Genomic DNA, 24103 nt, shown 5'->3' with positions numbered 1-24103 from the left:
GTAGGGTGGGGCGTATGGGCATGCTCTGCGCGGTCAGCTTCAACCGGTACGGGCGCCTCTACTACCTCGACCCGGGCGAGCTGCGCCCGCAGGTGGGCGACCGGGTGCTGGTGCCCACCGACGAGGGGCCCGAGGTGGCCGAGTGCGTGTGGGCCGCGCAGTGGGTCAGCGAGGACACCGACAGCTTCCCGAAACTCGCCGGGATCGCCGGTGACGACGACCTGCGCCGCGACGAGATGCTGCGCCGGCGCAAGGCCGAGGCGAAGGTGGCGGCCAAGCGGCTGATCCGCGAACACGGCCTGCCGATGAAGGTGGTGGCCGTCGACCACGTCCTCGCCACGCCGGAGAACGGCAGCGACCGCACCACCGTCTACTTCACCGCGCCGCACCGAGTCGACTTCCGTTCGCTGGTCCGCGACCTGGGTGCCACGCTGCACTGCCGGGTCGAGCTGCGGCAGCTCTCCGCCCGGGACTCCGCCCGCGTGCAGGGCGGCATCGGCTCCTGCGGGCGTGACCTGTGCTGCGCCACGTTCCTGACCGACTTCGAGCCGGTGACCATCCGGATGGCGAAGGACCAGGACCTGCCGCTCAACCCGCTGCGCATCTCCGGTGCGTGCGGGCGGCTGATGTGCTGCCTCAAGTACGAGCACCCGCTGTACCAGAAGTTCCAGGAGACGGCCCCGGCGGTCGGCAGCCGGGTGTCCACGCCGCAGGGCGAGGGCAAGGTGGTCGGCCACAGTGTCCCGCGCGACGCGGTCACGGTCCGGCTGGACGCCGACGGCTCCCGCTCGATGTGCTCCCGGGCGTCGGTCTGCGGCCCCAGGCAGGCCCACGACCAGACCTACCCCCAGCCCTGACCTCCTTCCTGCCCCCAGCGCGGGTCAGCGGATGACGATCGGGGGTTCGGCCAGGCGGGGCGTCAGTGGGGTCTTCGGGGTCAGCCAGGGGGCGGTGGGGGACTGGTCGGGGTTCAGCTGCCAGTCGTGCGACACCTTGTCCACCGCGATCGGGTAGATCGTCAGCGTGCCGTCCGGGTCGATCCGGAACCGCAGGAACGCCTTCGAGTCCTCGATGCCCTGCCCCGCGAACAACTCGTTCAGGTTCACCCCGAACGCGCCCGCCACCAGCAGATAGAGCGCCACGAGCTGGCTGGCGACCAGCCCGCTCACCGGCCCGTAGAGCACCACGGCGGCGACCGCCGGCAGTGGCCACGGCCAGTCATAGAACGGGAGCTGCAACCAGACCCACGTCCCCCCGGCGGCGAGCGCCACCTGGGCCAGCCCGTGCGCCACCCCGAGGATCCAGTGCCGCGCGTGCCGTTTCCCGCCCGCCGTGGGTGGCTTGGCGAAGAACACCGCCCCCGTCATCGCCACCACCAGCATGATCGCCAGCGGCACGCTGAACAGCCGCTGCTCGGTGGTGCCCACCCGCTGCACCGCCACCCCGGCCATGGCCAGCATCAGCAGCGTGTGCAGCGTGCCGAGCAGCGTGGTGAAGCCCGGATTGCGGAACGGCAGCCGGGCGAAGATCCCCCAGCCGTACCGGCGGGAGCGCGCCTTGTCCGGATAGCGCGCCGCCAGGTCGTACTCCCGGGTGTTGCTGGCCCGCCGGGTCAGCGTGTCACGCGGCGGCACCTCCAGCCTCTCCGGCAGCCGGTGCGTGGGGTACAGGTAGGCGCCGCCACCGCCGCACGTGATGAGCTGCCGGTCCGGCCCGGCGTAACGGGCGTAGTGGTGCAGGTCGCCGGAGACCAGCACCCGTACCTGCGCCCCGGTCGGTGCGACGAGGGTACGGATGAAGTAGTCGATCGAGTCGTACGCGTTGGGGTGGTCGACGGCCTTGACCCACGTCGGCGCCGGCACCGCCAGGATCACCTTGGATTCCGGGGTGAGCTTGCGGGCCACCTCGTCGAAGTAGGTGAGCTGCGGGTCGTCCAGGTACGACCCGGACTGGTCGTCGAGGCCGAGCAGCCACCACCCGGCCGGCAGTTCGACAGCGAAGTACGAGCGGGACTGGCCGGTGCCCCAGCCGGCGAAGTGCCGGTCCCGGGTGCGCACGAACAGGCGCAGGAACGCGGTCAGCCCGTCGTACCAGTCATGGTTACCAGGCACCGCGAACAGCGTCGGCCGCTCCGGCGGCGCGACCGGCAGCGCCGCCTGGTACGGCCCCTTGCACCGGTCCTCGTACGCCTCGTAGCCCGCCGCCGGGTAGACCTGGTCGCCGCCCATCACCAGCGTCTGCGCGCGGGGGAGCCGGTGCCCGTCCACTGTCAGCTCCGGTTGGGCGAGCAGGTACGCCACCGAGTATGTGGCGTCGAAGCCGTCACCCAGGTCGGCCACGTAGTCGAGCCAGAGCCCGCCGTCCGGCCCGACCTGCCGGAACGTGCCATCGTTGAACGCGTTCTGCAACTCGCGCTTGTCCAGGTACGCCCCGAACAGCATGGCCAGCAACGTACGCAGGCCGGTGCTGATCAGCAGCAGTGGCGCGAGCCAGGGCACGGGCCGGCGCGGCCTGAAACCCAGCTCCCGGGGGTCGATGCTGCGGGGGCGGCGGGTGGCCCGCTCGCCGGGATGCGCCTCGGGAGCCGGTGGTCGCGGCGGTTCGTCGGTCACCCGCCGCAGGGTAGTCCGGACCGGCCGCGAAGTCTCTCCCGTGGCGGGGCGGATGTGGCTCGGTGTCCGGGTTCGGGGGCGGGGGGATCCGGTTCGGCTTCCGGCGGGGCGTGCCGTACACTTGACGATCGTTGCCGCCTTAGCTCAGTCGGCTAGAGCGACGCACTCGTAATGCGTAGGTCGACGGTTCGATTCCGTCAGGCGGCTCGGTACAGAAGCCCAGGTCATCGACCTGGGCTTCGCCGTTTCCCGAGGTCCACGACACCGCCGCCGGCCGCGCCAGTCCGCAAATGGTCCGCATCCCGCGCGGCGACCGCCTCGTCCAGGCGGTTGGCGACCGCGTCCAGGTCGTCACCGAACGGGCCCGCGTACACGTCCAAGGTCATCGACGCCGAGGCGTGCCCGAGCATCCGCTGCACCGCCTTGACGTTGGCGCCGGTCTGTCCGGCACCACCTCCCGCTGCTCGCACGGCGTCGCCTGGTACGCCCGCCGGCTCGGGGGCGCGCTGCTCGCCGGCCTCGCTGACGACAGCGACCAGGAACTGCCCGCCATCCTCGCCGAGGCGATCAGGCAGACAGCCGCCATGCATAGGACACCTGCCACCTCGACGAGCCCGGCACGCCGTCCGCGACGGTCGTCATGCTCCGGCGCAACCGCGACCATTGGAGTACCTGGTGCTCGCGGACTCCGTACTCGTGCTCGACCAAGCCAACGACGCGCCGCTCGTCATCAGGGACGACCGCGAGGCACACATCGGGCAGCACTACCGCGCCGCGATGGAGAACCTGCCCAATGGCACACCCGAGCACGACCAGGCCCGCCGTGACTACGTTCAGGCCCTCCGAGCCCACCGCAACAAGCCCGGCGGATTCTGGGTCGCCGCCGCCGATCCACGCGCCGCCCACGAGGCGATTGTGGGAAGCCGACCGATCAAGGACGTGACAGCCGCAGCACTGCTCAGCGACGGAGCAAGCCGCCTTGCCGACCGCTTCGGATTCACCGACTGGACCGGCATCCTGGCGATCCTGCACGACCACGGCCCAGCCGAGCTGATCCGCCGCGTCCGTGACGCAGAAGACTCCGACCCGCAAGGCGACCGCTGGCCCCGTGGCAAGACCCACGACGACGCAACCGCCGCCTACTGCACTCAACTGCTCGACGCATAGCGTCGCGTCGCTGTCTAGTCCCACCACATGCTTGACAGATCCGTCCCAGCACATGCGCGACGGTCGGTCTTGGTTGCTCAGTTGCCCTGGTTACAGTCAGTGCCATCACGCGATAGTCGTGCACCTACGCTTCTGGCCAGTCAGCCACGATGACCAAAGGGACTGAGTCCGGCGACCGGTAGTCGTCACCAGGAAAGTACTCGATGTGCAGATGCCGGTGGACTGCGCGGTCATCGGCGGCCTCGGCTTGCTCAGCCACACCATCGAGCGCGTCCCAAATGATGCCGAGGTACTCACGCCCGCCGGAGAAATGCAGCGTGGTCCCGCCTTGCAGACCGACAAGCAGTGGGCCTGCGGTCGCCTCTTGACCGACGACTCCGTCGGTGACCGCCACCTCAATGGGCTCAGTTTGTTGGCGTAGCAGCCGGCTGAGGGCGCGGAGCGCAGTCGGCGGACCGGCAAGCTCCAGCTCGTCGTCGCTGACGGAGAGACGGCAGCGTCGGTGATCATCCACCGGCGCATTGTCCCTCACCGCGCGACCCCTTGCGTCGCCCAGCGTGAAGGCCTCCGCGAGCGCCTTGAGGATCATGTCGGGCATCAGGTGGGACGCCAGTGTCAAGCATGTCCCGAGACCGGACAATCGCTTCGCGTCGCAGATTGCCGAATTGCGCTCTATCAGATCAAGGCGGCCCGCAAAGCGGGCCGCGCCGGCCCGGCCCCGGCCTGCTGGCGACCTTCGGCCGGCATCGGCCGGGCCGGCCGGCCACGCTGACGGACGACAAGACCTTGAAGACCTCGGGGCTCTGCCCCGAACCCCGGCCCTCCTCAGAGATCAGCCGCGGATCCCCTCGCCGGGCACCACAAGGGCTACCAGCTTCTCGGCACGGGGCCAAGGTCGTTCGTCCGGTCGGGCGCTCCACCTTGTCCCCGTCCCGAGAGGCTGGACGGTATACGACTGCCCGACGAGGAGATCCGCCACAGGCGGCGACCAGCAGCAGCTGGAGTTGCACACCAGGTGGCAACCTCGGTACCCGAAGATCCTGCCGCCTTACGCCCCTCGTTTCACGGCCTTCCCAACAATGCGGATTCAAGCTCGTTCGAAGCCATCACCGCCGGCAGACCCCAAGGGCTCCTCGGAACAGTCAGCGCTGGGTCCACAAAGCAAGGATCAGGGGTCACAATAAGGGGAACCAGTTCCTGTGCGGCGGACAAGTCGTAGTTCCGACCCTTTGGTGTGGACCGCAATTCACTCACCTTGGCCACCCAGTCGGAGTAGTCCTCGCCGAGCACGTCGCGCACGTTTCTAACCTCTGATGCGGTCGCCCTACCCAGTGCGTCTAGGCGGTAATTCTTGCAGTTGATGATCAGTGCTACGCCTTCTCTAAACGCAATCGCATCAATATCGGTAATGGCCGACCGATCGGCTCGTTTAAGGACTCGGCCGACAAGCATCCGAAGCTTCGTCGGTGGAGCCCAGGGCGATGCATCTATCAGCCTTTGGGTCTCGGTTTCGAAGTGGCGCGCTCGTGCGTTCTGAACCTCGCCGGTTGCCGTCATATTGAGACCTTGCAGGAGGACCCTTGTTATTGCCCAGAAGTCGATCATGACTGCCTCGGACCCGGCAGATACGACCGCAGGACCCGGCGTAGCGCTTGCTATATCGGCCGGCTGTGTCAGTGCGCTCAAAATGCTTTCAGTCGTGAAGGAGTCGCGTTCACGGGGAAATTGGTCTAGGTAGACTTCAGCCAAGGGTGACTGGAGCGCTCTTTCCAGAAGAGTGACGACCTCCTTGCGAGGAAACGTGGCTGCTCCAAATTTCCGAACCCACAGGTCGGGCAGCACATCGCCTTGAAGTGATCCAAGGAAGGCCGTCGATGCAAAGGCTAGGCGTGGCAGAGTGGGGGGATACCAGTCCAAGCCGCGCATGAGGGCCGGGATCCGGCTCTGCATCTTGATGTACTGAAAGAACGCGAACCTCACTCCTCGTCCATTGCTCCGGTCTGTGTAGAGCTCCTTGTACAATTCGGAACCGGAAGGCGGCGCGTCCGCTCGTCCGACACCCACTGGACTGATCCCGGCCACCGCAAGATGCTCACCTTCCCACCATCGGGACGTGGGGGGAACCTTGGCCAGCAAGGATGTCCATCTCCCTTGCACGGCTGCCCGGCGATTGTCGAGTGCCTGGACCGCCGCCCACATGGGGTCAGACTTATCGATCGCCGGGAAACCGCCGCTCTTGAAGATGATCCCAACACCCTTTGCGGCACAGCGAGCAGACACGTGGACCGAGGCAAACGTATTCGTGATGGCTACGAATCGGAGCAGCTGAGGAATCTCTCGTTCGCGTAAGGTCAGCAACTGCGCCATGTCCATCGGTATCCAGCGAGCCGGAGGAGCGCAGTTTCCCGACGCAAGGAGCTCAGCAAGATCTCTTCTTTCAACGTAAGATCCGGGGTTGGTGAATCCCCAGGCCTCATAAATCCATGGGGGCAGGAGACGCAAGTTCTGCAGCAATCGGTGGTACGTATGCTTCCTGGTGTATTCGACGGCGTGACTCGCGAGAACCGTGGAAAGGTCTTCGAGGATCTTTAGAGCCTCCGGACCCGGGATTACAGCATCTCGTTCGACTCCCCAACCGGTGAGGGCATCATCAACCAGTTCTCGTGATCGATCCTCCTCAAGCACGTCGGCCCAGAGAGTTGTGGCATGTAGCGCCAAGTCCTCGCCCTGATGATCAATCACCGGAGGGCTGTCGCCTTTCCTGCCATGCGTCCCACGCTTGCTTGACCGCATCTTGCCCATAACGGCAGTCTATTTTGGTCGCTGGGCCGCCGACCAGCCACATTGGATGGCCTGGGGCGGATTGCCTGATAAGTCGGGGACGTCTCCATGCCTGTGGCGGGCGAGCGGCCTTGGCGAGTCCTCCACGGAAAGGAGTGGGTAGGAGTAGTGGATGTGCCAGAAGGTTCGGCGCTGGAGCCAACCAGCCTGAGAAGCGTGATGCGCTGACCCCAGCCTGACCCCAGCCTGACCCCAGCCTGACCCCAGCCTGACCCCAGCACGACGCCAGCAGCCGCCAACGAATGAACGTCGGCCACGAGCCGGCGGGGAGGCGAGGCGGGTGACGGCGTCTGCCGGATGCTTCTACGGATCAGGAGGTCGGGCGCGCGACCGGCGGCAGTCCTCATTTAGTCCTCAAGAGGTCGGACCGCGACCACCGACGCTGAGAGATGCCGAGAGGCATTTCCGCATGTCAGGCCAGTCAGGGCCAGGTAGGCACAGGTAGCCAACTTGATCTCGTAATGCGTAGGTCGACGGTTCGATTCCGTCAGGCGGCTCCATAGGAAGGCCCAGGTCACCGGCTTGATCGCCGATCATGACCTGGGCCTTTCGCTTACCCGTCGCAGGGCCGGGCAGCCAACATGTTCTCCCGGCCACGGCGTCCCCTCCAGCCGTGACGCGGCCTGCCCCGCGGCTTCGGGAGCCGCGTGGGCGTGGATGTTGGGGCCGGCACAAGACCATCACGGACAGGTCGTACGCCACCTCGATGGATCCAGCCCTGGGGTTCGATGCATAACAGTTATATGGATCAATATCGACGGCGGCTCCAACTCTCCTTAATGGACAGATGTTGCCTCTTGACGGGGGGCCTCTCTCGCAGTCTAATCTGGTGATCAATTAGGGGAGGCCCACTTGTGGGGGAGTTCCAGTTCGCCGTTCCGACGTGGCAGGGGTTCCTCCTGATAGCGACTGCTGCCGCAAGGGCGCGCGCACGGTGCCGGTTTGCAATTGCCGTTTCCGATGCCGGCTTACGCCGTTTCCCGATGTCGAAGTCGTCCTCGGCGCCGGCCGCAGTGGGGATCCCGAACAGAGTCATCGGAATTTGCCGCCCGGTAAAGGCGGGAGGACGGCACATCACTTTGCCTCGACCAAGTGGTGCGGACCCTTGCAGGACCCTGGGCGCACCCGGCCGCCCCGGCCCGTTGGAGATATCGACTCCCGGAAGGAATCGTAGATGACTATGAGGTTCGTGAGTCGGCGGCAGTTCCTGCGTCGCCTGGGAGGTGCCTTTGCCGCCGGAGCCGGCATCGCATTGTTTCCGGCCGGGTTCGCCTCGGCGTCACCGGCGTCCGCCCTTGGGCGTACGGGCGACGGGCCGACGTATCCGGGAGACCCCGGTTTTGTCGCCAGGACGCCAGGGGAACTGGATGCCGCCAAAGCCAGCTGGGAAACGCCGGAATATGGTTACTACACCGGCCGCAATCCTTCCAATCCTGGCACAGCGATCGATTCCCCATGGCAGCTCGTCGCGGTGAACGCGTCCACCGCCTACGCCCTTGGCTACCGCGGGCAGGGCGTCGCGCTGGGCATGATGGACTCGGGCTACCGGCCCACCCACGAAGGATTTCAGACCGGGCTGATCGTTCCGGTGAGAGCGGAGGGTTTCTACGGCACGTCCGGCTTCGGGTACCGGAACTCCGCAACCCCGGCGAACCCGTTCACCGCGGGCCAGCGGTTCACCGTGGCCGGTGATCAGGCGAGAACAAGCGACTACAGTCACGGGACCGGCATGCTCGGTGTCACCTCCGGCGTTCGCGACGGCAAAGAGCAGCACGGCATCGCCTTCGGCTCGACGATGTACGTCGCCATGACCGGCGGCTCCGACACCCAGTCCCACGGCCCTTTCCACGATTACGTGTACTGGCGTACAGCAAATAAGGCCCTGGTGGATGCGGGCGCCCGGGTCATCAACAGCAGTTGGGGCTCTTATGTCCAGACTCTTGACAGAAGCCGCTTCAACGGCCTGGGAAACGACCTCGGGGTCGGTGGCAACCTCGCCAACGCCTACCAACTGCGCGGCAAGGACAGCGCCAGCGCCACGGCGATGGCGACCATCATCCCCAACGAGTACCTGAAGGATCTGGAGTACCAGTTCTTCCTCTTCAAGAAGAGCTATTCGGAAGGCGGCATCCAGTACAATCCGGACTACCCCGGGCGCTCCTTCATGGATGCCATCTGGGACGCTATCAAGGATAGCGGCACCGTCAACGTGAGGTCGGCCGGCAACAACGACTGGAGCAACCCGTACTTCCGCCCGGCGTACCCCCTCTTCAATCCCGCGGCGGAAAAGCAGTGGGTGTGCGTCGGCGGCGTGCAGCCTCCCACCGCGACCAACCCCGAATATACGAAGCAGTTCGGGTACAACGAGGCGGGGCTCGCCAAATGGTGGACCGTCTCCACCCCGTCGAACAGTGTTCGGACCACTAACAGCGGTGGCGACACCAACTATTCGAACTCGAACGGAACGTCTCCGGCGACGCCCGTTGCGACAGCGGCGATGGGCGTTCTGCTCTCTCGCTATCCGAACATGGACGCCAAGCAGGTCCGCGATCTGATGTTCACCACGGCGAACAACAAGATGTCCGACGGTGTGCGATTCCTCGGCACCGGGCAGACCTCCCCCACCGGGGCATCCATCGCCTGGACCGCTCCCGACGGGGTTCCGGACGAGCGCTGGGGTTGGGGTATCCCAGACCTCGCCAAGGGCATGTACGGCCCCGGCCAGTTCCTGGGCCCCATGACCTACAACATGGACAAGGCGCCCTTGGACGTCTGGTCGAACGACATCAGCCAGATCGCGATCAAGGCACGGGAGAGGGAGGATCGGGAGTGGCTGGCGGCCTACAGGAAGCAGGGTATTGCCTTCGCGGGTGAATTCAGCCCCAACGTGCTGAGCCCGGACGGCAGGCTCAGCGAAAACGCCTTCATGCTTCAGGGCATTTTGGCTGATCCTTACGTCCAGGCCATCACCAACGGCCACCCGGAACTGTACGACAAGATCAGCTATGAGGATGCCGCCCAGTGGCGCAAGGAATGGATGGACGCGCGCGCGGCCCACATTCAGAACAACATCGACAACAACCTCTACACCGCGTCTCTGACCAAGCAGGGCTCGGGGATGCTGATCATGTCGGGCCGCGCCACCTACGAGGGCGGCACGACGGTTGAAGGCGGCAAGCTTTCGATCGCCGGATCGCACGCAAGCTCGGTCGCCGTCAAGGGGGGCACGCTCGGCGGCAGCGGTTACGTGGGAGGCAGCATCCACGTCGGCAGCGGCGTGTTGCAGCCCGGCCTCTCGGCCGCGGAAGCGGCGTCCGCAGTGTCCATCGCTCTCACCGACGTCGCGCAGGGCAACCTCTTGCGGGTCGGCGGCGGCGTGACCATCAGCCGAGCGGGTCGCCTCGCCATCACCATTTCCGGCGACCACGACTACACGAGCGTGCGGGCCGAGGGTGCCCTGGTGCTGGACGGCGAACTCACCCTGGACGTTCGTGCGCCCATCAGTCCGGGCACGGTACTGACGATCATGAGCGGAGCCTCGATCAAGGGCACCTTCCATTCGATGCCGGAACGGCGGGTCCTGAACGTGGGCCACCACATGTTCCGGGTGTCCTACCGGGGCGCCGAGATGACGCTGACCGCCCTGCGGACGCTGCCCGGGGCACGGTCCGGCAACGCCTAGCCACACATGGCCTGGCGCGTCGACGACCGCGTCGAGGTCGTCGCCGAAGAGGCGGGCTTACACGTCCAGTGTCATCGACGCCGAGGCGTGCCCGAGCATCCGCTGCACCGCCTCGCGGTCGGCGGCGATGTAACAGCGACGGGCGAGTCGATCTGTGCGCCGTATTCGGTCGGCCGCGAAGTCAGTGTCCGGCCAGACGAAAGGCGGGGAAGATGCGTCGATGGCTCCGTCGGCTGTGCTGAACCGCGTCCAGGACCTCTGGGTCGACCTCGCGGGTGTCGCCACCAGTTTCCCGGCACACGGCGTGCGGGTGGTTGTCGCTGCCGAGTCGCGGCTGTGCCCACCGGCGTGGGCCGGCATCGTGGTGTTGGGCAGCTCAGGCATCGCCAGTGCGCCGGACGTTGCTACCGCCCGGTTCTTGCGCGAATCGATCATCGGCAGGCCGCTCCGGTCGGCCGTCGAGGCCGGGCGGTGGAGCGCCGAGTACGGCGTCGTGGACGTGCTCGGTCCCGCCTCGTTGGCATACCTCGACGAGCAGGAGTTTCGGCCAGTGGCGGGCGTCGTTGACATGGCCCGGTTGCCGCCAGGACACCCAGAACTTGATCGGCTGGTCGCAGACGTCTCCGAGGACGACGTTGCGGAGAGCGGGATCGACGAGATCACGTCACCTGTGTTCGTCGTTCGGGACCGCGGGCGAGTGGCAGCGGCGGCGGGTTACCGCCATTGGCCCCACTCGGTCGCTCACCTCTGCGTGCTGACCGGCCCCCACTTCCGAGGTCGCGGACTGGCCCGTACGGTGGCTTCCGCTGCGGTGGCGGAGGCGCTTCAGAACCGACTACTGCCCCAATGGCGCGCACGCCCCGAGCCCTCACGACGGCTCGCCCGCCGGCTCGGCTTCCGTGAACTGGGAGACCAGTTGAGCATCAGGATCGCGACCCACGAAGTCGACAGCAACTGTGACAGCAACCGGCCGGATCGTGGGTGGCCGTAGGCGGCGGCCTGCGGACAGGTGCCCGAGGTCGGCACACGCGGACGGACACCACCGGACGAAGCGCTCCAGAGGCGTCGGCACTCCGCAGAGCCTTGCAGGCAATTGATCGCTTCACTTAAGATCTTCGCTATCATGAATTAGGCTCATCTATGCCCGAAGGAGCGCGTTGGAAGTCGGGCACTCGCCGCCGCCGCGTATCGACCGCCGCCACCTGCTCGGAGTGATCACGGCCGCGCTCGCCGGCGGCATCCTCCCGGAGGCATGGCTCGCGGAAGCGGCGTACGGCGCCACACCACGATGGAACCGACCGTTCGACAAGTGGGTTCCGATCACTTCCTCGTTCGGGTCGCGGACGGACCCGATCACCGGCCAGACCAAGTATCACGCCGGCACCGACTACAGCTATTCCGGCATTCTCGGCTATCCGGTCCGCTCGATCGCTGCTGGCACGGTCACGAGCGTCGGTTACAACGCGAGCGGTTACGGCAACTACGCCGTCGTCACCCATGCCGATGGCTGGGAGAGCCTCTACGGGCACATGGGCCGCACCTGCACCTTGAGGTATTCCGGCCCAACGGCGAACTGGTCGACCCGGAGTCGATCCTCGCGGGCGCACCCTACGCCGGGGCACCCGGACCTCCCCCAGAAGTTCTCACCAAGGACGGACTGATGTATCTCATCTGGAGCACCGGCGGCACCGGCTACCTGGTCACCCCCAACCGCGTCATCGGGTTCCGGACGGTGGCCCACTACAACCTGTTCAAGCGCATCATCAACTCCAACCAGGCCGCAGCCCAGCCGGACACCTTCAACCAGGCAGAGATCGACATCATCAACGCGTACCTGAACGGGACTGTGCCGGCCTGACCCTCGGCAGCGAATCAGGGACTGTGCCGGTGCGGCCCAGGCCCTGATCGGTTCCAGCCCGGCTTCGGGCCGGAGGATGACGCTTCCCGGCAGCGACGGCGGCGACGGCAGCGACGGCTGCGCCGTAACCGCCGCTGCCGCAAGGGCTGCTACCGCTGCTTCGCCCGCTGCCGGGCGGCCTCGTACAGCGCCACCGTCCCGGCCGCCGCCGCGTTCAGCGAACTCGCCGCCCCCACGATCGGGATGCGCACCATCCGGTCGCTCGCCTCCTGCCAGCCCTTGCTGAGCCCGTGCGTCTCGTTGCCGACGAGCAGGAGTGTGGGGCCGGTCAGGTCGTGCTCCGCGATGTCGACGTCGCCGTGCTCGTCCGTACCGATGATCTGGATCTGCGGAAGTCCGTCCGCATGCACCGCGGCGACCCAGTCGAGGACGTCGCGGTGGCCGGCGACGCGCACCACGGGTACGGCGAACAGCGACCCGGTGGTGGCCCGGACCGCCTTCGGGTCGTACGGGTCGGCGGCGTGGCCCGTGATGATCACGCCGGAGGCGCCGAAGGCGTCGGCGGAGCGGACCAGCGTGCCGATGTTCCCAGGGGTCTTGGGGCGGTCGAAGACCACCACGAGCATCGCCGGCCCGACCGGGATGCGGGCCAGGTCGTCATCGGGTTGCGCCACGACTGCGAGCAGCTCGGGTGACTCCTCCTCCTTGCCGCTCAGTTCCCGCATCAGCTCCGGCGCGAGCGCGACCCGCCGGGCGTCGGCGCGGTCGAGCAGGTCGCGGCACCAGCGGGACAGGGGCTGCCGGTCCGGGTAGAGGAGGGCGCGGATCTCCCAGCCCTGCTCCAGAGCCACCGTGATCGGGCGTACCCCCTGGACCAGGAACTCCCCGGAACGCTGCCGCTTGGTGCGGTTGGTCAGCAGCGCCTGCCACTGCTGGAAGCTCGCGTTGCGAGTGGTGATCGTCAGGGTCTTCGCCACCCGCCGATTCAACCCCATCGCCCGTCGGCGTCGCCTGCCGTATCCACCCGGCCCCCTACGCCGCCGGGCGACGGTCTAGGGTCGGAGCGCCTGCTCGTCGCACCGGAGCCCCCCGCCCGCCGCGGCACCCGCTCGACGAGGCGGTGCGGCGTGATTGTCCCGCACCTGACCAGCCGCTATCGTTCCCTCGCCCCCAGCCCGCAGAGTTTGAGGATCGCGATGACTTCCCCGCCGTTGACGAAAGTTGCCGATCGGGAAGGTTCACCCGTCGAGGAGCCGGCCGGTACGACGGCCGGACGCGAGCCGGGCAGGGAGGCGACGCCGAGCCGGTTCCGGGCCGACGTCGCCGGGCTCCGGGCCGTCGCCGTGGGGCTGGTGCTGCTCTACCACGCCGGGCTGCCGTTCATCCCCGGTGGCTTCGTCGGCGTCGACGTCTTCTTCGTGATCTCCGGCTTCCTCATCACCGGGCAGCTCATCTCCGAGATCGAGCGCAGCGGGCGCGTCTCGCTCACCGGTTTCTACGCGCGCCGGGCCAAGCGGATCCTGCCCGCGGCAACGGTGGTGCTGGCGGCCACCGCAGTGGCGGTGCGGCTGTTCGTACCCCGGGGTGAGTGGCAGGTCATCGGCGGCGACATCGCCGCGGCCGCGACCTACGTCGTCAACTGGCGGTTCGCCGACCGAGCGGTCGACTACCTGGCCGAGGACGTCGCGCCGTCGCCGGTGCAGCACTTCTGGTCGCTCGCCGTGGAGGAGCAGTTCTACCTGCTCTGGCCGCTGCTGATCGTGCTGGCCATCCTCGCCGCGCGAAAGCTCCGGCGGGCGAACGTACGGCCGGTCCTGTGGATCGGTCTCGCGGTGCTGGCGGTGCCGTCGTTCGTCTGGTCGATCGTCGAGACGGCGAACTCGCCGGAACGGGCGTTCTTCGTCTCCACCACGCGGCTGTGGGAGCTCGCGGTCGGCGCGGCGGTCGCGCTGCTGGCGGTCCGCGCCGCGCGGATGCCCCGATCGGTGGCGGTCGTCCTCGGGTGGCTCGGCCTCGCCGCGATCGTGGCGGCGGCGCTGCTGGTCAGCGGGAAGACCGCATGGCCGGGGTACGCGGCGGCGCTGCCGACGCTCGGCGCGGCGGCGGTGATCGCGGCCGGCGCCGCGGCCGGCTCCCGCGGGCCGGTGATGGTGCTCGGCCTGCGCCCGTTCCAGTGGATCGGTGACCTGTCGTACTCGCTGTACCTGTGGCACTGGCCGATGCTCGTGGTGGCCGCCGCGCACTTCGGCGACCTGTCGGTGACCGAGGGCCTGGTCGTGGCGCTCGCCTCGGTGGTCCCGGCCTGGCTCACGTTCCGGCTGGTCGAGAACCCGCTGCGCTACTCGCGGAAGATCTCCACGTCGCCGCGTCTGGCGTTGAGCCTGGGCGGCAACTTCACGCTCGCCGGCATCTGCGCCGGGCTGGTCCTGGTGCTGATGGGCGCGTGGGCCGCCGCCGCGACCACTACCAAGAGCCGGTACGCCCCGGGTGCCGCGCTGCTGTCCACAGCGCCCGGCACGGCGCCGATCGGTCCGGTCCCGGAGCGGTTCGACGCGATCACGCCGGACCCGCTGCAGATCCGGCAGGGCTTCATGGACGTGCCCGACACCAACCGGGACAAGTGCTTCCAGCAGGTCGAGGGTGCCGAGGTGCTGTCCTGCACGTACGGCGTCCCGAACGGGTCCACCACCGTCGCGCTCGTCGGCGACTCGAAGATGGACCAGTGGCTGCCCGCGTTCCAGGTGCTCGCCGCGCAGAACGACTGGAAGCTGCTGATCATGGCGAAGGCGGGATGCGCCTTCACCAGCGCGCAGGTGCTCAAGGGCGACGGGTCCGGCAAGCCGTACACCGACTGCATCGACTGGAACCGCGCGCTGCTGGACCGCCTGGTGCAGGAACGCCCCGACTACGTGGTCACCTCGCAGTCGGCGTCGACGGCCCTCGACAGCGGGGGCAAGCGCGCGACTGTCGCCGCGATGGTGTCCGGCGTACGGGCCTCGTGGAAGAAGCTCGACTCGGTGGGGACCAAGGTCGTCGTCCTCGCCAACAACCCGCACCCGGGCGCGGCGGTGGCCTGCGCGGACAAGAACCGCAAGCGCCTGTCCGCCTGCGCGTTCGACCGGGAACGGCACGACCAGGACCCGGCCTACCGGATGCAGCGGCAGGCGGTCGCGGGCGCGCCGAAGGTCAAGATGATCGACCTGTTCGACGCCGTCTGCCCGACCGACAGGTGCCCTGTGGTGTTCGGCAACGTGCTCATCTACCGGGGCGGCTCGCACATCGGCGCGGCGTACGTGAAGACGACCGCGCCGCACCTCGCCCGCGCACTGTCCGACGTGGGCGTACCCGCGCGTTTCACCCCGGCTAAGTAGCGGGGTCAGCGGTAGAGCGTCTCCAGGTACGCCGGGCCGTAGTGGCGCTCCAGGTCGGCCAGGCTCTCCGCCGGGGCCTCCACCTCCTTGATCAGCCGGGCCCGGGTCGGCAGCACGTCCGGCTGCCACGTCTCCGGCCGCCACAGCTCGGAGCGCAGGAACGCCTTCGCGCAGTGGTAGAAGATCTGCTCGATCGCGACCTCGACGGCGAGCAGCGGCCGGTGGCCCTTGACCTCCATGTCGGCGAACCACGGTGCGTCGGCGATCAGCCGGGCCCGGCCGTTGATCCGCAGCGTGTCGGTGCGGCCCGGGATCAGGAAGATCAACCCGACGTGCGGGTTGGCCAGGATGTTGCGGTAGCCGTCGGCCCGCCGGTTTCCGGGCCGCTCGGGAATCGCGATCGTGGTGTCGTCGAGCACCAGCGCGAAACCGGGCGGGTCACCCTTGGGGGAGACGTCGCAGGTGCCGTCCGCGCCGGCGGTGGCGATCAGGCAGAACGGCGAGGCGGCGAGCCACTCCCGGTCGCGTTCGTGCAGCGTACGGCGGTCCTTGGCGGCAGCCCTCGGCATCGGTGTGCCGATCAGTTCGCGTAGGTCGGCCTCGCTGGTGATCTCCCGGGTCGTCACGTCTTCCTCCCCCGTCCGTTGACCTTGACGGCGGTTCCGCCCCGCGACGGGCCGTGATCCGCCAAGGTCAGCCTAGAAGAGCGTGTCGAGCGCCGGGTTTGGCCCCGGAGGCGGCGGGTAGGGACCGGTTCGCAGCGTGCGTCCGGACGCGACGGATGGAGGCCGAGATGGAGAGCCGACTGAAGGTGCTCGGCCATCCCGTGCATCCGATGCTCGTGATGTTCCCGGTGGCGCTCTTCGTGACCGCGGTGATCTTCGATCTGGTGGACACCGTGGGCGGGCCCGGCTTCCTAGCCGAGGTCGCGTACTGGAACATCACTGTCGGTCTGATCGTCGGCCTGCTGGCCGCGGCGGCCGGGGCGTTCGACCTGCTCGCCCTGCCGGCCGGCACCCGCGCCAAGCGGGTCGGGCTCACCCACGCCGCCGCCAACGTGGCGGTCATCCTGCTGTTCGCCGCGGTCTGGGCGGTCCGGCTCAACGCCGACTCGCGGGCGGCCGGCGGCTCGCTCGTCGCCATCGAGGTGGTCGCCCTGGCGATCCTCGGCGTCAGCGCCTGGCTCGGCGGCGAACTGGTGGACCGGCTCGGTGTCGGCGTCGACCCGGATCACGATCTCAACGCGCCCAGCTCGCTGCGACCCCACTCGGCGACACAGCGGATCGGAGACGCACGATGACGGAACAGAGCGGCGGACGGGGCTGGCGTGGCCGTCAGCAGGGCTGGGATCCGATGGGTGAACTCCAGTCGCTGCGCTCCGAGTTGAGCCGGCTGGTCGGCGGACGCTCCGGCAGCCCGGACGTGGATCTGGCCGAGACGGACGACGGCTGGGAGGTGGTCGTCCGCCTCCCCGGCGTGGCACCCGAGGAGGTGGCCGTCGAGCTGGACGATCGGGAGCTGTGCGTACGCGCCCGGTCGGAGGCCGAGGTGAACGCCGACCACGGCATCCCGGGCGGGTTCACCACCCGGGGCTTCGAGTACCGCGTGGACCTGCCGTCCCGCGTGGACCCGGACCGGATCGACGCGGTGATGGACCACGGCCTGCTCCGGGTGCGCCTGCCCCGGGCGTCCCGGCCCGCGCCGCGCACCATCACCGTCGGCCGCACCGGCCCGCGGCCGGGCGCCGACCGTACGCCGATGCCCGCCGACCCGGCCGCGGACCGGGAGCTGCACCACCCGGACACCGCGCTCGACGAGATCGACAGGCCGTAGGGGCCGCGTGACAAGCACAGCGGTGCTCGGCCCGGTCGGCGAGCGCGTCCCGGACGTCGAACGGATCGCCGTGCTGCGTGCCAACGCGCTCGGTGACTTCATCTTCGTGCTGCCGGCGCTGGAGGCGCTGCGGTCCGCGTACCCGTCGGCCGAGATCGTGCTGCTCGGCGCGCCGTGGCACGCGGCGCTCTGGCGCGACCGGCCCGGCCCGGTGGACCGGGTGCTGGTGGTGCCGGCGGCGCCCGGCCTCCGCGACCCGGGGCCCGGCGAGTCGCCCGGTGACGTCCCGGAGTTCCTGGCCGCCGCCCGCGCCGAACGGTTCGACCTGGCGTTGCAGGTGCACGGCGGCGGCGCCAACTCGAACCCGTTCGTGGCCGGGCTGGGCGCCCGGGTCACCGCCGGCCTGCGGGCCGAGGGCGCGCCGCCGCTGGACCGGTGGCTGCGCTACGTCTACTACCAGCACGAGGTGATCCGCTACCTGGAGGTGGCCGCCCTGGTCGGGGCGCCCGCCACCACGATCACCCCGGCGCTCGCGGTCACCGCGGCCGACCGGGCGGAGGCCGCCGCCGTGCTCGGCGAACCCACCCGGCCCCGGGTCGCGTTGCACCCGGGCGCCACCGACACGCGGCGTCGCTGGCCGCCGGAACGCTTCGCCGAGGTCGCCCGCGAGCTGACCGGAGACGGGTACGAGGTGCTGGTCACCGGCACCCCCGCCGAGCAGGAGACGGTCGACGCGGTGGTGGCGGCGGCCGGGGTGCCGGTGAGCCCGCAGGTCGGCACGCTCAGCCTGGGCGCGCTCGCCGCCGCCTACGCGGACTGCGCGCTCGTGGTCTCCAACGACACCGGCCCGCTGCACCTGGCTGCCGCGGTGGGCGCGCCGACGGTCGGTGTCTTCTGGGTCGGCAACCTGATCAACGGGGCGTCGCCGCTGCGCGGGCGGCACCGCCCGATCGCCGCCTGGACCACCCACTGCCCGGTCTGCGGCGTCGACTGCACGCCCGGGATCTATCCGCACCGGCCGGGCGACGGCGAGTGCCCGCACCGGGTGTCGTTCGTGGCCGACGTGCCCGCCGCCGAGGTGGTCGAGGCGGCCCGCGAGCTGCTCACACCTCCGCGGGCGACTCGCTGAGCACCACTTCCCACGCCTCCACGTCGCGTTCGGTCACTGTGGTCGGCGACTCCAGGTGGTACGCCCCGCTGGGCAGGACACCCGCGCCGCCGTGGCGCTCCAGCACGGCGAGCTGCGCGGCGACGTCCTCGCCCTGGTGCCGCTCGGGCAGCCGCTCCCAGAAGTCGAAGCCGCCGGAGTCGACGAGCTTGGCCCGGTCGTAGAGCACGCACCCGCCGATCCAGGAGACCTTGTACGCCCGCCACTCGCCCGCCGCCAGGTTCAGCTTCTCGGTGACGTGCAGCAGGTTCGCCGCCGGGTGGATGGACGCCCGGTGCCATTCGGGCGTGCCGGGCTGGATGCGTTCCGGCACCGGCGGCCCGGTCCACTCCTCGTAGTGCTTGTGCGTCTCCGGGCGGACGTCGTCGGCGTAGGAGAGCCCGTGCACCGCGTTGCCGACGAACCCGCAGCCCAACTCGTCCAGCCCGGTGACCAGCCGGGACAGCGCGCCCGGCTCCAGCCACACGTCGTCGTCGAGGCAGAGCACGGCGTCGGCCGCCGACTGGGCCAGCAGGTAGGACCGGTGCTCGGCCAGGCCGCGCCGGGGCAGCCGCCGGGTCAGCAGCACCGGGTGCCCCCGGTGCCGCAGCGCCCGGACCATCGTGGCGGCCGCCGGGTGGGCGTACGCGGGCTCGCCGTCGGACTGGTCGCTGACCACCACCCCGAATCCGGGTACGTCCTCCTGGGCGGCCAGCCCGGACAGCGTGACAGCCAGTTCGGCGGGCCGGTTACGGGTCGGGATCAGCACGTCGAGGCGCCGGTTCTGCCGGAACCGTTCGGGCGTGCCCGGGTCGAGCGGACGGGTCACGCCGGCCTGCCCTCGCCGACCGGGTGGGCGCGGATCCGGTCGATGATCGCCGAGGTGGAGCGGTCCGGCACGTACCCGAGTGTGCGCACCTGCCCGCCCAGCCGCCGTACCAGCGGCGCCTCCGGCACCATCTCCGGCGGGTAGTCGCCGCCCTTGACGTAGACGTCGGGGCGCACCGCCTCGATCAGCCGGGCCGGGGAGTCCTCCTCGAAGACCACCACGTGGTCGACGCAGGCCAGCGCCGCCAGCAGGGCGATCCGGTCCTCGACCGGGTTGACCGGCCGGTCCGGGCCCTTGAGCCGCCGTACGCTGCCGTCCGAGTTGACCGCCACGATCAGCAGGTCGCCGAGCGCGCGGGCCTGGGTCAGGTAGCGGACGTGCCCCGGGTGCAGCACGTCGAAGCATCCGTTTGTGAACACCACCGACCGCCCTGCCTGCCGGTGCTCGTCCACCAGCGCGGCCAGTTCGTCGGCGCCGACCAGGGCCGGATGGCCGCCCTCGTCCGCACCGGTGCCGAGCGCGGCCAGCAGATCCTGGTGCCGGCACACGCAGGTGCCGGTGTCGGCGACAGTGATGGTGGCGGCGAGCTGGGCGAGCTGGGCGGCGGTGGGCAGGCCCGCGTCGGCGGCGAGCGCCAGCGTCATGGCCGCCAGGTACGCGTCCCCGGCGCCCACCGCGTGGCTGGCCGGGACCGGCGTGCTGTGGCTGCGCCGCGGCTCGCCCTCCGCACCGCCGACCACAGCGCCCTCGGTGTCCAGTGTCACCGCCACCACGTCGGCGCCGGTGTGCTCGCGCAGCTCGGGCAGGCGCGACTCGGCCAGCACCGCCCGGTCCACCCCGGTGCCGGCCGCCGCGCTCACCGTCACGCCGGTCCCGGTGACGCTCAGCCCGTCGCCGGTCAGTGCCACCCGCTCCTCGCCGGGCGTCGGCTCGCCGGTCGGGCCGGCGGGCGCCTCGGCGGCGGGCGTGCCGGAGGTCGGGTGCGGGCTGCCCGGTACGCGCTCACCGGACCCGCCGGGCGCGGCGCCCACCATCAGCTCCGACGGGCCGTCGGCCTCCGCCGGATGGTTCAGATGCAGGTCGTCGCCGGCGGGCACGGCACCCCGCTCGGCGTGCGCGAACCCGGCGGCGGCGCGGGCCAGCAGCCGGGTCGCCTCGGCGAAGCTCGGCGTCACCACAGTCGGGTTCAGTCCGCGCCAGTCGGCCAGGTCGTGCGCGTCGAGCGCCACAGTGCCGTACCGGTCGCGGTTGGCGACCAGCCAGGCGCGTACCGCCGAGGGCAGCGCGCCCAGGCCGTAGTCGCAGACCACGAGCGTGAGCGGCTGACCGGCGGCCACCGCCCGCAGCTCCTCGGTGGCGCAGTGCAGCGCGGTCAGCAGGCGGGCCACCCCGTCGGCGTCCAGCCCGTCCTCCGGGCCGCCGGAGTCCTCGCGGAGCAGGATCTGGTTGCCGGCGAGCATCCGCCGCTTGACCGGCGTGGGCCGGCCCGGCTGGCTCACCGTACGGTCCCAGACCGCCGCCCGGTCCAGGCAGTCGTGCAGTTCGTCGCCGGCCACGTCGGCGCCGACCGGGGCGACGAGCGCGGCCCGGCCCCCCAGCGCTGCGACGTTCACCGCCGTGTTGGCGGCGCCCCCGGCCGCGGAGATCCGCCGCCGCAGGGTGAGGACCGGCGCGGGCGCCTCGCGGCACAGCCGCTCCGACTCGGCGAACCGCCACTCGTCCAGCATGGCGTCCCCGACGACCAGCACGGGACGCTGCTGCCAGCTCGCCACGACGGTGGCCAGCCGGCGCTCTTCCGCTGCTGCTCCTGCCATGCCTCTGCGGATCCCCCCGGGCCGTCGGGCCAAACATGGTGCGACGCGGGCCACCCGATGCGTCCGGTTTCGCGGCATCGGGCGGGGGAACCGTGCAGACGTACCCCGGAGAGGAGAAGCAGCATGGCAGCGACACTTCAGGGCAAGCGCATCGCCTTCCTGGCCGCCGACGGCGTCGAGGAGGTCGAGTACACCAAGCCCCGGGAGGCGGTGGAGAACGCCGGCGCCCAGGTCGAGCTGGTCTCCATCGAGTCCGGCACGATCCAGGCCTTCAACCACCTCGACCACGGCAAGCAGTACCAGGTCGACGTCACCACCAAGGAGGCGGACGCCGGGGCGTACGACGGCCTGGTCCTGCCCGGTGGCGTGGCGAACCCCGACTTCCTGCGTACGGACCCCGAGGCGGTCCGGTTCGTCAAGGCGTTCTTCGACGCCGGCAAGCCGGTCGGCGTGATCTGCCACGGCCCGTGGACGCTCGTCGAGGCGGACGTGGTGCGGGGCCGCACCATCACCTCCTGGCCGAGCCTGCGCACCGACCTCACGAACGCCGGCGCGAACTGGGTCGACCAGGAGGTAGTCACCGACAACGGGCTGGTCAGCAGCCGCAAGCCGGACGACCTGCCGGCGTTCTGCGCCAAGATCGTCGAGGAGTTCGCCGAGGGGCGGCACACCGCTCGCTGAAAACTCACAGTCCCACCGGGGGCATGATCCGCCCCCGGTGGGATAGGAAGCGGGATGACCGCCCAGGCCGCCCGTCCCTCGTTGCCCGCCCGCCAGATCCGCCTGCTGATGTTCGGTCTGATGACCGGCATGCTGCTGGCGGCGCTGGACCAGACCATCGTCGGGACCGCGTTGCCGACCATCGTCGGCGAGCTGGGCGGCATCAACCACTACTCGTGGGTGGTCACCGCGTACCTGCTGGCCTCGACCGCCTCGACGCCGCTGTACGGCAAGATGGCCGACCTGTACGGACGCCGGCCGGTCTTCCTGTTCTCCATCGGGATGTTCCTGCTCGGCTCGCTGCTGGCCGGCCTGTCGCAGGACATGACCCAGCTGATCGTCACGCGGGGCGTGCAGGGCCTGGGCGCCGGTGGCCTGATGACGCTGGCGTTCACCATCATCTCGGACGTGGTGTCGCCCCGGGAACGTGGCCGCTACCAGGGGTTGTTCGGCGCGGTCTTCGGCGTCTCGTCGGTGGCCGGACCGCTCGTCGGCGGCTACTTCGCGGAGAACAACTGGCGGTGGATCTTCTACATCAACGTGCCGCTGGCGATCCTCGCCATCGTGGTCTGCTGGCACGTGATGCGGCTCGTGCCGTTCGAGCGCCGGGAGCACACAGTCGACTGGATCGGCGCGGCGCTGCTGGTCGCCGGCGTGAGCTGCCTGCTGCTGGCGCTGAGCTGGGGCGGCGCCGAGTACCCCTGGGGCTCCGGCGTGATCGTCGGGCTGTTCGCCGCGGGCGCGGTGCTGGGCGTGCTGTTCGTCGTCCAGGAGGCCCGGACCAAGGAGCCGATCCTGCCGCTGCGGCTGTTCCGCAGCGCCACGTTCGCGCTCGCCAACGGGGCGGGTTTCGTGCTCGGTCTGGTGATGTTCGGGTCGATCATCTTCATCCCGCTCTACCTCCAGATCGTCAAGGGCGCCTCGCCGACCCGCAGCGGTCTGCTGATGCTGCCGATGATGGCCGGCGTCATCGTCACCTCGGTGCTCACCGGCCGGGCGATGAGCCGGATCGGCAGGTACAAGTGGTTCCCGGTGGCCGGCGCGGCCGTGCTGGTGGTCGGCATGCTGCTGTTCCAGCAGCTCCAGGTGGCCACCTCGCTCTGGGCCGCGTTCGGCTACATGGTGGTGATCGGCGTCGGGCTGGGCCTGTGCATGCAGTCGCTGATCCTGGCCGTGCAGAACGCGGTGAGCGTCCGCGACCTGGGCGCGGGCACCTCGTCGGCGACGTTCTTCCGGTCGCTCGGCGGCTCGTTCGGCGTGGCCATCCTCGGCGCGGTGCTGTCGTCCCGGCTCACCGCCGAGATGTCCGCGCGGCTGCCGGGTGCGCTGGCGCAGCTGCCGCCCGAGCAGCGGGCCGCGGTGACGGCCGGCGGGGACTTCTCGATCAACGACCCGGCGGCGATCCTCGCGCTGCCCGCCCCGGTACGCGCCGCCGTCCAGGCCGCGTTCGTCGAGTCGCTGCACCTGGTCTTCCTGACCACCGGGCTGATCGCCGTGATCGCCGTGCTGGTCACGCTGGCCATGCCGAACCTTCAGTTGCGCGGCACCGGCCCGCAGGGCGCCACCGGAGGCGCCGACCCGCTCGGCGGGAAGGCGCCCGCGCCCGGCGGCAAGCCGCTGACCAAGGAGTCGAAGGACGAGGCCGCCGCCGACATGGAGGCGAAGTCGCAGACGATGCTGTGACAGGCGGCTACTTGAGGATCAGCCGGTTGGTCTGCTCGAACACGTCCAGGTCGGCGAGCGTCTCGTGCACGCTCGACGACAGCGGGTGCGGGAAGTCCGCCGGGCGGAAGAACCCGGCGTCCGTGGTCTCGTCGGTGAACCGGTCCAGCTCGCCGTCCCACTCGTCGACCCGGAACGCCGTGGTGAAGACCTGGTACGTGTGCCCGTACATGTTGGTCTGCGTGCGGTCCGGGCCGGTGTAGAGCGCGAACGCGCTGACCCGCAGCGCGCGCAGCCCGGTCTCCTCGCGGACCTCCCGGACCGCGCAGTCGGCGATCGACTCGCCGAGTTCCATGGCACCGGCCGGCAGGGCCCACTGGCCGTTGTCGGAACGCTGGATCAGCAGCACCCGGGCGGCGTTGTCGCGCACCACGGCCCGGGCGCCGACGAACATCAGGGTGCGGTCACCGGCAAGGGCGCGGAGTTGCCCCACGTACGAGTCGGCCCACGAGATACTCACCCGGACAATCTACGCATCATCCGTGATCACCTCGGCGAATCCGGGGG

General features: G+C 69.7%; 21 protein-coding genes and 1 tRNA gene. 13 read left to right on the top strand and 9 right to left on the bottom strand.

Annotated features, from left to right (window positions below):
• The first annotated feature begins 14 nt into the window (after positions 1-14).
• On the top strand, positions 15-857 hold the full coding sequence (locus Q3W68_RS06175; protein WP_302904505.1) for a regulatory iron-sulfur-containing complex subunit RicT: 843 nt from the start codon (positions 15-17) through the stop codon (positions 855-857).
• Between the two features lie 24 nt (positions 858-881).
• On the opposite strand, the gene Q3W68_RS06170 is transcribed toward Q3W68_RS06175, so the two are convergent.
• Entirely contained in the window at positions 882-2612 is a 1731-nt protein-coding gene (locus Q3W68_RS06170; protein ID WP_302904504.1) for a metallophosphoesterase, read from the bottom strand.
• A 133-nt stretch (positions 2613-2745) separates the two neighbouring features.
• Between Q3W68_RS06170 and Q3W68_RS06165 the strand changes: the two genes are divergently transcribed.
• Positions 2746-2819 (top strand) — tRNA-Thr (locus Q3W68_RS06165).
• Positions 2820-2836: 17 nt separating this feature from the next.
• On the opposite strand, the gene Q3W68_RS06160 is transcribed toward Q3W68_RS06165, so the two are convergent.
• Positions 2837-3202, bottom strand: a complete 366-nt coding sequence (locus Q3W68_RS06160; RefSeq protein ID WP_302904503.1) for a hypothetical protein — start codon at positions 3200-3202, stop codon at positions 2837-2839.
• A gap of 85 nt (positions 3203-3287) precedes the next feature.
• On the opposite strand from Q3W68_RS06160, the gene Q3W68_RS06155 reads away from it, so the two are divergent.
• Positions 3288-3779 carry a hypothetical protein gene (locus Q3W68_RS06155; protein ID WP_302904502.1) on the top strand — a complete coding sequence of 164 codons (492 nt, stop codon included), beginning with the start codon at positions 3288-3290 and terminating at the stop codon, positions 3777-3779.
• A gap of 124 nt (positions 3780-3903) precedes the next feature.
• Here Q3W68_RS06155 and Q3W68_RS06150 read toward each other — a convergent pair whose 3' ends face one another.
• Together Q3W68_RS06150 and Q3W68_RS06145 are read right to left on the bottom strand one after the other, a co-directional pair.
• Positions 3904-4377, bottom strand: a complete 474-nt coding sequence (locus tag Q3W68_RS06150; RefSeq protein WP_302904501.1) for a hypothetical protein — start codon at positions 4375-4377, stop codon at positions 3904-3906.
• A gap of 464 nt (positions 4378-4841) precedes the next feature.
• Complete coding sequence (locus Q3W68_RS06145; RefSeq protein WP_302904500.1) at positions 4842-6581, bottom strand: hypothetical protein; 1740 nt, start codon at positions 6579-6581, stop codon at positions 4842-4844.
• Positions 6582-7809: 1228 nt separating this feature from the next.
• Here Q3W68_RS06145 and Q3W68_RS06140 point away from each other — a divergent pair.
• From Q3W68_RS06140 to Q3W68_RS06125, 4 genes are all read left to right on the top strand, one after another.
• The gene (locus Q3W68_RS06140) at positions 7810-10302 is read left to right on the top strand and encodes a S8 family peptidase (RefSeq protein WP_302904499.1); all 2493 of its coding nucleotides are present in this window, start codon (positions 7810-7812) and stop codon (positions 10300-10302) included.
• A 220-nt stretch (positions 10303-10522) separates the two neighbouring features.
• On the top strand, positions 10523-11293 hold the full coding sequence (locus Q3W68_RS06135) for a GNAT family N-acetyltransferase (protein WP_302904498.1): 771 nt from the start codon (positions 10523-10525) through the stop codon (positions 11291-11293).
• Between the two features lie 166 nt (positions 11294-11459).
• On the top strand, positions 11460-11963 hold the full coding sequence (locus tag Q3W68_RS06130; RefSeq protein WP_302904497.1) for a M23 family metallopeptidase: 504 nt from the start codon (positions 11460-11462) through the stop codon (positions 11961-11963).
• Positions 11963-12160, top strand: a complete 198-nt coding sequence (locus tag Q3W68_RS06125) for a hypothetical protein (RefSeq protein ID WP_302904496.1) — start codon at positions 11963-11965, stop codon at positions 12158-12160. The genes Q3W68_RS06130 and Q3W68_RS06125 overlap by 1 nt, the downstream gene beginning before the upstream one ends.
• 149 nt (positions 12161-12309) lie before the next feature.
• Here the strand turns inward: Q3W68_RS06125 and Q3W68_RS06120 are convergent, their stop codons facing one another.
• A complete protein-coding gene (locus Q3W68_RS06120; protein ID WP_302904495.1) occupies positions 12310-13137 on the bottom strand; it encodes a TrmH family RNA methyltransferase in 828 nt (275 codons plus the stop codon).
• 219 nt (positions 13138-13356) lie between these two features.
• Here Q3W68_RS06120 and Q3W68_RS06115 point away from each other — a divergent pair, with 219 nt between their 5' ends.
• Positions 13357-15531 carry an acyltransferase family protein gene (locus Q3W68_RS06115; RefSeq protein WP_302904494.1) on the top strand — a complete coding sequence of 725 codons (2175 nt, stop codon included), beginning with the start codon at positions 13357-13359 and terminating at the stop codon, positions 15529-15531.
• Between the two features lie 5 nt (positions 15532-15536).
• Here Q3W68_RS06115 and Q3W68_RS06110 read toward each other — a convergent pair whose 3' ends face one another.
• Positions 15537-16157 (bottom strand): pyridoxamine 5'-phosphate oxidase family protein, encoded by a 621-nt coding sequence (locus Q3W68_RS06110; RefSeq protein ID WP_302904493.1) that lies wholly within the window; start codon positions 16155-16157, stop codon positions 15537-15539.
• Positions 16158-16324: 167 nt separating this feature from the next.
• Here Q3W68_RS06110 and Q3W68_RS06105 point away from each other — a divergent pair, with 167 nt between their 5' ends.
• The 3 genes from Q3W68_RS06105 to Q3W68_RS06095 are packed head-to-tail and all read left to right on the top strand — an operon-like array spanning position 16325 to position 18493.
• Positions 16325-16831, top strand: coding sequence for a DUF2231 domain-containing protein (locus Q3W68_RS06105; protein ID WP_302904492.1), 507 nt, complete (start codon positions 16325-16327; stop codon positions 16829-16831).
• Positions 16828-17364: an Hsp20/alpha crystallin family protein gene (locus Q3W68_RS06100; protein ID WP_302904491.1), complete on the top strand. Its 537-nt coding sequence runs from the start codon at positions 16828-16830 to the stop codon at positions 17362-17364. The genes Q3W68_RS06105 and Q3W68_RS06100 overlap by 4 nt, the downstream gene beginning before the upstream one ends.
• 7 nt (positions 17365-17371) lie before the next feature.
• Positions 17372-18493, top strand: coding sequence for a glycosyltransferase family 9 protein (locus Q3W68_RS06095; RefSeq protein WP_302904490.1), 1122 nt, complete (start codon positions 17372-17374; stop codon positions 18491-18493).
• On the opposite strand, the gene Q3W68_RS06090 is transcribed toward Q3W68_RS06095, so the two are convergent.
• Together Q3W68_RS06090 and rfaE2 are read right to left on the bottom strand one after the other, a co-directional pair.
• Complete coding sequence (locus tag Q3W68_RS06090; RefSeq protein WP_302904489.1) at positions 18468-19340, bottom strand: glycosyltransferase family 2 protein; 873 nt, start codon at positions 19338-19340, stop codon at positions 18468-18470. The two genes, Q3W68_RS06095 and Q3W68_RS06090, sit on opposite strands and share 26 nt — an antisense overlap.
• Positions 19337-21154 carry a D-glycero-beta-D-manno-heptose 1-phosphate adenylyltransferase gene (gene rfaE2 / locus Q3W68_RS06085; RefSeq protein WP_302904488.1) on the bottom strand — a complete coding sequence of 606 codons (1818 nt, stop codon included), beginning with the start codon at positions 21152-21154 and terminating at the stop codon, positions 19337-19339. The genes Q3W68_RS06090 and rfaE2 overlap by 4 nt, the downstream gene beginning before the upstream one ends.
• A 123-nt stretch (positions 21155-21277) precedes the next feature.
• On the opposite strand from rfaE2, the gene Q3W68_RS06080 reads away from it, so the two are divergent.
• The gene (locus Q3W68_RS06080; protein ID WP_121685807.1) at positions 21278-21835 is read left to right on the top strand and encodes a type 1 glutamine amidotransferase domain-containing protein; all 558 of its coding nucleotides are present in this window, start codon (positions 21278-21280) and stop codon (positions 21833-21835) included.
• A gap of 54 nt (positions 21836-21889) precedes the next feature.
• On the top strand, positions 21890-23557 hold the full coding sequence (locus Q3W68_RS06075; protein WP_302904487.1) for an MDR family MFS transporter: 1668 nt from the start codon (positions 21890-21892) through the stop codon (positions 23555-23557).
• Positions 23558-23564: 7 nt separating this feature from the next.
• On the opposite strand, the gene Q3W68_RS06070 is transcribed toward Q3W68_RS06075, so the two are convergent.
• Positions 23565-24056 carry an NUDIX domain-containing protein gene (locus Q3W68_RS06070; RefSeq protein ID WP_120572021.1) on the bottom strand — a complete coding sequence of 164 codons (492 nt, stop codon included), beginning with the start codon at positions 24054-24056 and terminating at the stop codon, positions 23565-23567.
• Positions 24057-24103 lie beyond the last annotated feature (47 nt).

The sequence above is a fragment of the Micromonospora sp. C28ISP2-4 genome (assembly GCF_030519385.1).
GTDB lineage: Bacteria > Actinomycetota > Actinomycetes > Mycobacteriales > Micromonosporaceae > Micromonospora > Micromonospora tulbaghiae.
Note: the sequence above shows the minus strand (reverse complement) of the source record. Positions and strands in the feature narration are given on the sequence as shown.

What these genes read in the sequence shown, in the direction of transcription:
- Q3W68_RS06175 (WP_302904505.1), top strand. Translation starts at nt 15, where the DNA reads ATGGGCATGCTCTGCGCGGTCAGCTTCAACCGGTACGGGCGCCTCTAC.
- Q3W68_RS06160 (WP_302904503.1), bottom strand. Translation starts at nt 3,202, where the DNA reads ATGCATGGCGGCTGTCTGCCTGATCGCCTCGGCGAGGATGGCGGGCAG.
- Q3W68_RS06150 (WP_302904501.1), bottom strand. Translation starts at nt 4,377, where the DNA reads ATGCCCGACATGATCCTCAAGGCGCTCGCGGAGGCCTTCACGCTGGGC.
- Q3W68_RS06145 (WP_302904500.1), bottom strand. Translation starts at nt 6,581, where the DNA reads ATGGGCAAGATGCGGTCAAGCAAGCGTGGGACGCATGGCAGGAAAGGC.
- Q3W68_RS06135 (WP_302904498.1), top strand. Translation starts at nt 10,523, where the DNA reads ATGGCTCCGTCGGCTGTGCTGAACCGCGTCCAGGACCTCTGGGTCGAC.
- Q3W68_RS06125 (WP_302904496.1), top strand. Translation starts at nt 11,963, where the DNA reads ATGTATCTCATCTGGAGCACCGGCGGCACCGGCTACCTGGTCACCCCC.
- Q3W68_RS06115 (WP_302904494.1), top strand. Translation starts at nt 13,357, where the DNA reads ATGACTTCCCCGCCGTTGACGAAAGTTGCCGATCGGGAAGGTTCACCC.
- Q3W68_RS06105 (WP_302904492.1), top strand. Translation starts at nt 16,325, where the DNA reads ATGGAGAGCCGACTGAAGGTGCTCGGCCATCCCGTGCATCCGATGCTC.
- Q3W68_RS06100 (WP_302904491.1), top strand. Translation starts at nt 16,828, where the DNA reads ATGACGGAACAGAGCGGCGGACGGGGCTGGCGTGGCCGTCAGCAGGGC.
- rfaE2 (WP_302904488.1), bottom strand. Translation starts at nt 21,154, where the DNA reads ATGGCAGGAGCAGCAGCGGAAGAGCGCCGGCTGGCCACCGTCGTGGCG.
- Q3W68_RS06080 (WP_121685807.1), top strand. Translation starts at nt 21,278, where the DNA reads ATGGCAGCGACACTTCAGGGCAAGCGCATCGCCTTCCTGGCCGCCGAC.
- Q3W68_RS06075 (WP_302904487.1), top strand. Translation starts at nt 21,890, where the DNA reads ATGACCGCCCAGGCCGCCCGTCCCTCGTTGCCCGCCCGCCAGATCCGC.